8 protein-coding genes are annotated in these 8,832 nt (G+C 71.7%); all 8 read right to left on the bottom strand.

Annotation, left to right across the window (positions count from 1 at the left end; all coding sequences use genetic code 11):
• Nucleotides 1–91: 91 nt before the first annotated feature.
• The 8 genes from hpnH to hpnC all read right to left on the bottom strand — a co-directional run bounded on the left by hpnH (nt 92) and on the right by hpnC (nt 8,607).
• Complete coding sequence (gene hpnH / locus BZY54_RS21695; RefSeq protein WP_086726930.1) at nt 92–1,114, bottom strand: adenosyl-hopene transferase HpnH; 1,023 nt, start codon at nt 1,112–1,114, stop codon at nt 92–94.
• 5 nt (nt 1,115–1,119) lie between these two features.
• Nucleotides 1,120–1,797 carry a 5'-methylthioadenosine/S-adenosylhomocysteine nucleosidase family protein gene (locus BZY54_RS21690; protein WP_086726928.1) on the bottom strand — a complete coding sequence of 226 codons (678 nt, stop codon included), beginning with the start codon at nt 1,795–1,797 and terminating at the stop codon, nt 1,120–1,122.
• Entirely contained in the window at nt 1,797–3,836 is a 2,040-nt protein-coding gene (gene shc / locus BZY54_RS21685) for a squalene--hopene cyclase (RefSeq protein WP_086726926.1), read from the bottom strand. The genes BZY54_RS21690 and shc overlap by 1 nt, the downstream gene beginning before the upstream one ends.
• Before the next feature lie 116 nt (nt 3,837–3,952).
• Nucleotides 3,953–5,017, bottom strand: coding sequence for a polyprenyl synthetase family protein (locus BZY54_RS21680; RefSeq protein ID WP_167414039.1), 1,065 nt, complete (start codon nt 5,015–5,017; stop codon nt 3,953–3,955).
• A gap of 71 nt (nt 5,018–5,088) precedes the next feature.
• Entirely contained in the window at nt 5,089–6,600 is a 1,512-nt protein-coding gene (hpnE, locus tag BZY54_RS21675; RefSeq protein ID WP_086726923.1) for a hydroxysqualene dehydroxylase HpnE, read from the bottom strand.
• On the bottom strand, nt 6,597–6,764 hold the full coding sequence (locus BZY54_RS55480) for a DUF6380 family protein (protein WP_425276298.1): 168 nt from the start codon (nt 6,762–6,764) through the stop codon (nt 6,597–6,599). Before BZY54_RS55480 ends, hpnE begins: the two co-directional genes overlap by 4 nt.
• Nucleotides 6,764–7,714, bottom strand: coding sequence for a presqualene diphosphate synthase HpnD (hpnD, locus tag BZY54_RS21670; RefSeq protein WP_167414038.1), 951 nt, complete (start codon nt 7,712–7,714; stop codon nt 6,764–6,766). The genes BZY54_RS55480 and hpnD overlap by 1 nt, the downstream gene beginning before the upstream one ends.
• A complete protein-coding gene (hpnC, locus tag BZY54_RS21665; protein ID WP_086726922.1) occupies nt 7,711–8,607 on the bottom strand; it encodes a squalene synthase HpnC in 897 nt (298 codons plus the stop codon). The genes hpnD and hpnC overlap by 4 nt, the downstream gene beginning before the upstream one ends.
• Nucleotides 8,608–8,832: the final 225 nt, after the last annotated feature.

The following is an 8,832-nucleotide window of genomic DNA, read 5'->3' as shown; positions in this document are numbered from 1 at the left end:
CGGCCCGACCTGGATCTGCCGCGACACGCGCCGCTCGGCGATCGGCCGGGCCGGTACCTCTGGAACGCCCAGGGAAATGGCGGTCATGGCGTCAGCCCCGGTTTCCGGAGACGGTCTCGCGCATGGCGCGCAGGGACTCCTTCAGCGACCCCATGGTGGCCAGGACGGCGGTGGGCTCGTAGCCGCAGTGCGCCATGCAGTTGTCGCAGCGCGGGTCCTTGCCGCGGCCGTACTTGTCCCAGTCGGTCTTCTCGATGAGTTCGCGGTACGTCGGGACGTAGCCGTCGCTCATCAGGTAGCAGGGGCGCTGCCAGCCGAAGAGCGAGTAGTTCGGGATGGCCCACGCGGTGCAGGGGAAGTCGACCTTGCCCTCGAGGAAGTCGAGGAACAGCGGGGAGTGGTTGAGCCGCCAGCGCCGGCGGTTGCCGCCCGCGAAGGCCTTCTTGAACAGCTCCCGGGTCTGCGTCACGCCCAGGAAGTGCTCCTGGTCGGGCGCCTTCTCGTAGGCGTAGGCGGGCGAGATCATCATCTCGTCGACCTTGAGGTCGTCGTTGAGGAAGTTGAGCACCTCGACGACGGTCTGCGGGGTGTCGGTGTTGAAGAAGGTGGAGTTCGTGGTCACCCGGAAGCCGCGCCGCTTGGCCTCCTTGATGGCCTCCACCGCCTCGTCGAACACGCCTTCCTTGGCCACCGACTCGTCGTGCCGTTCGCGCAGCCCGTCGATGTGCACGGCGAAGGCGAAGTAGGGGGAGGGCTTGAACTTGTCCATCTTCTTGCGCAGCAGCATGGCGTTGGTGCACAGGAACACGTACTTCCGTTTGGCCACCAACTGGCGCACGATCTCGTCGATCTGGGGGTGCATCAGGGGCTCGCCGCCCGCGATGGACACCATCGGCGCACCCGACTCCAGTACCGCTCCCACGGCCTGGGCGACCGGCATGCGCTGCTTGAGCACCCCGGCCGGGTGCTGGATCTTGCCGCAGCCCTCACATTTCAGATTGCAGGCGAACAGCGGCTCAAGCTCCACGATCAGCGGGAACTTGTCCCGCTTGCGCAGCTTCTGTTCGGCCAGATATGTAGCGACCTTGATGGACTGGCGCAGTGGCATGGCCATCTGGCTCACCTCCTGGGGAGCAGCACATTACGGTGCCATTCAAAGAAAGTCGGTAGTACGGAACGAAGAACGCGGAAAGCCGATATTCCACCGCGCACTGTGCCGATTCGGACGAGTTCATGTTCTGGAGCGTCCACGACCACCCGGACGGCCGCAACCGGGCGCGCGCCCGTGCGTACGGCGCTCAGGAGCGTCGCCGCCGACTCCATGTCGACGGCGATCGCGCCGGTGGCGCGCAGGTCGGACCGCTCGTGACCGCGTACCACGTGGTCGGAGCCGGTGAGCGGCCCTGTGTGGACGGTGCGGCCGGGCAGGGTGCGGGTGAGTTCCTTGACGAGCAGTTCGATGCCGACACAGGGGACGGTTCCGCGCGGGTCCCGGGTCTCCTCCGCGACGACCAGGTCGCCGGGGTGCATCCCCGGGGCGAGGCCGGCGCAGAAGCCCGTGGCCAGCACGGCCGCCCGGTCCAGTACCGGGTCGGCGAGGACCCGGGTGACGGAGCGTTCCGCCGCCCGGGGTCCCATGCCGGTACGCAGGACGGTCACCGGCCCGCCGGCGCCCCATTTGTTCGGTCCGGCTCCGGGGCGCCGGCTCACGCTTGTGTCGCTCATGCGCAGGGCGAGGTGCTCGATGCCGAGCGCGCAGGCGATCAGCAGCGGGGCCGGGGTCGGCTGGGTGCTCATCAGCTCCCCTGGGCCTCGGCGAGGGGCTGGCCGGCAGCCTCCTTCTCGGCTGCGGACCGGTCGGCGAAGGGTTCGCCGTGGACGTACCGGCCGAGCGCGGTGAGCGGGAAGACCTGCCGGTAGAGGTGGTAGTTGATGGAGAAGTCCCAGGGGAAACCGGTGCCGGTGAAGTACGGCTCGTCCCAGGAGCCGTCCTCCCGCTGGGTGGCCGCGAGCCACTCGACGCCGCGCTCGACGGCCTTGGACTCCTTCTCCCCCGCCGCGAGCAGGGCCATCAGCGCCCACCCGGTCTGCGAGGCGGTCGAGGCGCCCTTGCCGCTCCACTCCTTGACGTACTTGTAGGAGCGCAGGTCCTCGCCCCAGCCGCCGTCGTCGTTCTGCACGCTCTCCAGCCAGGCCACCGCGCGGCGGATCGCCGGGTGGGAGCCGGGCAGGCCGGCGGCGGTCAGGGCGGGGACCACGGACCCGGTGCCGTAGATGTAGTTGACGCCCCAGCGGCCGAACCACGAGCCGTCCGGCTCCTGTTCGGCCAGCAGCCACTGGATGCCGCGCCGGGTGCGCGGGTCGTGGCTCAGGCCCTCGACCGCGAGCATCTCCACCACGTGCGCGGTGACGTCGGCCGACGGCGGGTCGATGACCTCGCCGAAGTCGCAGAAGGGCAGCCGGTTGGGGAAGGGGCTGGTGTTGTCCACGTCGAAGGCGCCCCAGGCCCCGTTCTTCGACTGCATCCCGAGGTTCCAGCGCACCCCGCGTCCGATCGCCTTCTCCACCCGTTCGGGGTCGTGGTGCCTGACCCTGCGCAGGGCCAGGACCACCTCGGCGGTGTCGTCGATGTCGGGGTAGTTGTCGTTGTGGAACTCGAACGCCCAGCCGCCCGGCGGCAGTCCCGGACGGCGCACCGACCAGTCACCGGGGCGCACGATCTGCTCGCCCAGCATCCAGTCGGAGGCCTTCACCAGCTGCGGATGGTCGGCGGGCACACCGGCGTCGGCGAGCGCGATGGTGGCCAGGCACGTGTCCCAGACCGGCGACTGGCAGGCCTCGATCATCCGGGCACCGTCCTCGCGCCGGACGGCGAAACGGTCCAGCGACTCGAGGCCGGCGCGCATCACCGGGTGGTTCAGGTCGTAGCCCAGCAGGTGCAGGGCGATGATCGAGTACACGGCCGGCGGCTGGATGCCGCCCCAGCAGCCGTCGTTCTCCTGCCGTTCGACGATCCAGCGGGCGGCGGTGTTCATCGCGGCCCGGCGCAGCCGCCTGGGGGCGACCTTGCGGTAGGCGTGCAGGACCTTGTCGATGCGCTGGAAGGCGCCGTCCCAGCTCGCGACCGGGGCCATGGGCTGGGGCGGGTTGGGCACGCTCGGATCGGTGTGCAGCTCGTCGAGCGGGAAGGGCGCGGGGCGTACCGGCCGCTTCGCGGAGACGATGGTGAGCGGCACGATGGTCTGCCGGGCCCAGCAGCCGAAGTCGTAGATGTTGAGCGGCACCCAGGTGGGGAAGTAGATCAGTTCCGGCGGGAGTTCGGGCAGGTCCTCCCACTTCCACCAGCCGAACAGGGCGAGCCAGATCCGGGTGAAGACGCGGGAGGCGGCGATGCCGCCCTGCTCGCGGATCCACGCGGAGGCCTTCGCCATGTGGGGGTCGTCGGGGCTGTCGCCGGCCAGGCGGAGGGCGACGTAGGCCTCGATGGTGGTGGACAGCTCGCCGGGGCCCTTGTAGAAGGTGGCCCAGGTGCCGTCCTCGCGCTGCTCGCCGCGGATGAAGAGCGCGGCGGCCTCGGTGGTCGCCTCGTCGGCGATGCCCAGGAACTGGCGCAGCAGAAGGTCCTCGGCGTCCATCGTGACGTTCGTCTCGAGGTCGCCCTTCCACCAGCCCTCGGCGTCCTGCTTCGAGAGCAGGAAGTCGGTGGCACGCCTCACGGCGTGTGCGGCGGCTTTTTGTACCCCGGCCGCCTCGGGAGTGGTGTGTGCGGTGTCGCTGGCCGCGGCAGCGCGGGTCGGCAGTGTCGCCCCGGTGCTTCCGTCGGTCGTCGCTGTCATGGCTTCCCCTTCGTGCAGTCGTGCAAGTCGTGCTGCTGTGGGTCCGCCGTCGGCCGGTGCCCGATACCTTCCGGCACCGACCGGCGACTACGCGAGGGTGCTTCGACCGATAGTGATCATCTCTTTCGTACGACGACGAAGTCCGCGAGCGCCGTGAACGCGGCCCGTACACGCTCGGGCATGTCGACGGCGTCGAGGGCTTCGATGGCGATGGTGTGCTGACGGCGTGCCTCCTCGGCCGTCCACTCGCGGCCGCCCGCCTCCTCGATGAGGGCGGCGCGGGCCGCGAACTCCTCCTCGGAGAAGTTCTCGAAGTCGCTGCTCTTGGCGTCGGCGGCGAGGATCTCGCCGAGCCGCTCGGAGGCTTCTCCGCCCGCCGCGAGCGCGGCCACGACCGGCAGGGACTTCTTGCGCTGGCGCAGGTCGCTCCAGGTCTGCTTGCCGGTGGCGTCCGGGTCGCCCCAGATGCCGAGGAGGTCGTCGACGGCCTGGAAGGCCAGGCCGAGGTGGTAGCCGTACTTCTCCAGCGTGTCGGCGGTCGCGTCGTCGGCGCCGCCGAGCACCGCGCCGATGGAGCAGGCGCAGGCGAGCAGGGCGCCGGTCTTGTTGCCCTCCATCTCCAGGCACTCCGCGACGCTGACCCGGTCGCGGTGCTCGTAGGAGATGTCCTGGGCCTGACCGTCGATCAGGGCGCGGGTGGCGCTGGTCAGCCGGCGGGTGGCGCGGCCGGCCTCGACCGTGCCGAGCTCCAGCAGCACCTCGTTGGCGAGGGCGAACAGGGCGTCGCCGACCAGGATGGCCTGGGCGGGGCCGTGGACCTTCCAGACGGTGTCGCGGTGGCGGCGCTGTTCGTCGCCGTCCATCAGGTCGTCGTGCAGCAGCGAGAAGTTGTGCACGAGCTCGACGGCGACCGCGCCGGGCACGCCGGCCTCGGGGGCGGCCCCGGTGACCTCGGCGGAGAGCACGGCCAGGGCGGGACGCACGGCCTTGCCGCCGTCCCCGTGCGCCGGGTTGCCCGCGGCGTCGATCCAGCCGAAGTGGTAGGCGGCGACGGTGTCCATGGGAGGGGCCAGCCGGTCGACGGCGGCCCGCAGGACCGGCGTGGCCAGGGTCCGGCCGCGCTCCAACAGCGCGGTCACGTCCACCGCGGACCTCCGAACGGCCGTCGAAGCCGGGGGCACAGTGGGCACAGTCTCTCCTCTTGTCGCGGTGCCGGACGTGCGGGGGCCTGCCGCGGGCTGCTGGTCGACCCTCATCGGATCCCACCTCGCACGGACGCTCCGGTCACATCCGGTCGTCGGCCGGGCGGCCGGGGGATGTCCCCCGGCAACGGCCGGGAGGCCGTCTCCTCGAACGCGAAGAGACGGCTGGGTCGGGGCCGGCCCAGGGCGCTCAGCGCGGCGTCCGCCGCGCCGACACCGCTGCGGACCGCACTCTCCATGGTCGCGGGCCACCCGGTGGCGGTCCACGCTCCGGCCAGGTACAGGCCGGGTGCCTTGGTACGGGCGCCGGGCCGCAGCCGTCCGACGCCGGGGGCCGGGGCGAACGTCGCCGTGCGCTCCCGGGTCACGAAGAAGTCCCGTACCTCGGCGTCGCGTGCCGAGGGCAGCAGCCGCCTCAGCTCGGGCAGATAGCGTTCGCGCAGCACCGCGACGGGCGCGTCGATGTCGTCGTACGCCACCGACTGGGACAGCGCCAGGTACTGACCGTGCTTCAGCCCGGAGGCCTCGGTCCGGTCGAAGACCCACTGCACCGGGGTGCCGAGGGCGGCGACGAAGGGCCGGGCGAGGACCTTGCGGTCGTAGACGACGTGGACGTTGAGGATCGGCGCGGTGCCGATGCCCAGCAGCCGCTCGGGGCCGTCCAGGGCACCCGGCGGGAGCAGATCGTGGGCCTCGCGCTGCGGCACGGCGAGGACGACCGCGTCGGCGTCGATCCGCTCGCCGGGAACCTGAACGTTCCAGCCGCCGTTTTCGTTTGTGGAGACGGAGGTGACGCGTGTACGGACCTCGGTACGGACGCCCGCGGAGTCGAGCGCCTTGCGGGCCAGCCGGTCGTGCAGTTCGCCCAGCGGGACGCGGGCCCAGCCGATGTCGGCCGCGCCCGGGTCGGACAGCAGACCGGTCTTGAACACCATCGCGGCCAGCCCCAGCGAGGCGTCGGAGGCGACCGCGTTGAGGGTGGCGACCCCTACCAGGTCCCACAGTGCCTCGACGGCACGCGCCGACTGGCCGTGCGCGGCCAGCCAGCTGCCGAAGTCCTGGGCGTCCAGGGCCGGATCCGCCGGGTCGAGGGCCTTCAGGGCGAGCGCGGCGCGGCCGACCCGGGCACGCTCGGCCAGCGAGAGGTGCGGGTAGGTGGCGAGGCTGCGCCCCAGGTGCAGGGGTACGGGCAGCGGATCGCGCCGCAGTCTGCCGAGCCGGCGGCCCTCGGGTCTGGCCAGGTCGATGACGGGCACGTCGAGCCGGTCCTGAAGCGGGGCGAGCGCCGCGCCGCCGATGCGGTCGAGGAACCAGCGGTAGGCGGTGCAGCAGCGCAGGTACACGTGCTGGCCGTTGTCGACGGTGAGGTCGCCGCGCCGGAAGGAGAAGGCGAGGCCGCCCAGGCGTGGCCGGCCCTCCAGCAGGGTCACGCGCACTCCGGCGTCGGCGAGCGCGAGCGCGGCGGTGACGCCCGCCAGGCCGCCGCCGACCACCACCGCGTGCCGTCCGGAGGGTCCCTGAGCCATGGGAAGGGAGCCTTCCGGTCGTGTGCCCTCGGTCATCGTGCGCCCTCCCCTGTGCGTCCGCCGCGGTGCGCGGGTGTCCCACGGCCGACCGTCGCCGTCAGGGACGCGGTGAGGCCCCTCGGGGTTGCCCGCCGCTCGCGGCCCGGGGAACCCGGCAAACCCGGGGAACCCGGGAAATCGGTCTGGATCAGCTCGGCCATCAGGCGCGCCTCCTGAGGGTCTGCCGGGTCACGTGCCGGGTGTCCAGTCCGGACAGCCCGCGCACGGCGACGTACGCCTTCTCGCGTCCGGGCAGGGAGACCCGGCCGCGCAGCACCGCCTCCGGTTCGCGCTCGATGCGGTCGAGCAGGCGCCGGTAGATGCCGGCCATGGCGGCGACGCACGCCCCGCTGCGCCGGTCCAGCATGGGCAGCAGCTGGTACCCCTCGGCGAACAGGGCCCTGGCGCGCCGCACTTCGAAGTGGACCAGGCCGGCGAAGTCGGAGCCCTCCGGCGGGGTCGGGCCGTGGAACCCGGCCGAGCAGCCGAACTTCGCCAGGTCGTCGGAGGGAAGGTAGGTGCGACCGCCCTCGGCGTCCTCGCGGACGTCTCTGAGGATGTTGGTCAGTTGCAGCGCCAGGCCCAGGGTGTCGGCGTACTCGGGGGCCCGCTCGGCGCCGCGCGCGCCCGGTTCGGTGCCGAACACACCGAGCGAGAGCCGTCCGATGGCCCCGGCCACGCAACGGCAGTAGACCTTCAGGTCGTCCCAGGTCTCGTAGGACTCGCCGCGCACGTCCATCAGGACGCCGTCGATGAGTTCGTCCAGGCCGCCGAGCGGGATCGGGAACGCGCGGGCTGCGTGGGTGAGGGCGACCGCGACGGGGTCGGTGTCGTCGTCCTCGACGGCGCCGTCGCGGATCCGGTCCAGCAGCGCGCGGGTGTCCTGCAGCCGGGCGACCTTGACCTCGTCCGCCAGCGCTCCGTCACCGATGTCGTCCACGCGCCGCGAGAACGCGTACAGCGCCGACATCGCGCGGCGCTTGGGCGTGGGCAGCAGCCTGATGCCGTAGGCGAAGTTGCGGGCCTGCTGCCCGGTCACGGCCTCGCAGTAGCTGTAGGCGGCGAGTACCGGTGCGGACGCGTGCTGTTCCGACTCCACGGCCCGGATCACCCCTCTCCTCGCAGAGTCACGCCCACCTCGCGCAGCAACTGGACCTTGCCGGGCTTGGGCGGGCCGGGAAGTACGTCGTAATCGGCGGCGGCGATCGCCCGGATCGCCGCCCTTCCCCCCGCCACGAACCCTGCGAGCAGCAGCTTCAACCTGCCGTGGACGCTACCCACCAGGGGGGCGCCTTCATTCAGGAGTTCACGGGCGCGTTCCGCTTCGTACGCGACCAGGGCGCGCACCGATGCGCCCGCGGTGGGCGTGGCGAGATCCGCCTCCTGGACGTGAAAGCGTTTCATGTCCGCGGCGGGGAGGTAGACACGGTCACGTCCGAGGTCCTCCTTGACGTCCTGGAGGTGCTCGACGATCTGCAGGGCGGTGCAGATCGCGTCGGACCGGCGGATCCGCTCGGGCGTCGAGGTACCGGTGACGGCGAGGACGAGGCGGCCGACGGGGTTGGCGGACAGTTCGCAGTAGGCGAGGAGGTCGTCCCAGGTCTCGTACCGGGCGACGAGCTGGTCCTGTCGGTTTGCGGCGATCAGGCCGAGGAACGGCTCGGGCGTCAGCGAGCGGCGGCGGACGGTGGGCTGGAGCCGGCGCAGCAGGGGGTGGCGCGGCGTGCCGTCGAAGACCCGGCGCAGATCGGCCTCGAAGGCGTCGAGCAGGACCAGCCGGTCCGCCGCCTCCTCGGGCGACACGCCGAGCAGGCGGGCGTCGGCGCCGCCGGGGGCCAGGTCTCCGTCGCCGATGTCGTCGACCAGACGGGCGAAGCCGTAGACGGCCATGAGGTCGGCGCGCCAGACGGCGGGCAGGAAGAACGGTGCCACGGGGAAGTTCTCGCCCGCGGCCTTGTCGAGGGTGGCGCTCTCCGGATCCAGCGCCGCACTGGTTCGCGTCATCGTCCGCTGCCTGGGGCGGGGACGGCACATGCTGCGTTGAGCTGGGGAGTTTCCGTAGCCATTGCCGTCACATCTCCCGTTCTACACTGCGGACCCAACACACACTATTTCGGACACGCCGCTCAGCCGCCCGGGCGGCGGCCCTGGCGGAGGGTGTCGCGCATTATCTCCCCACTTGCCGCTTTCCGGGACCGGTACAGCTTACGTTGTACAACGCAGCGAGCT

It is taken from the genome of Streptomyces carpinensis, assembly GCF_002154505.1.
GTDB classification, from domain to species: Bacteria; Actinomycetota; Actinomycetes; order Streptomycetales; family Streptomycetaceae; genus Streptomyces; species Streptomyces carpinensis.
This window is presented reverse-complemented; position numbering and strand designations above follow the sequence as displayed.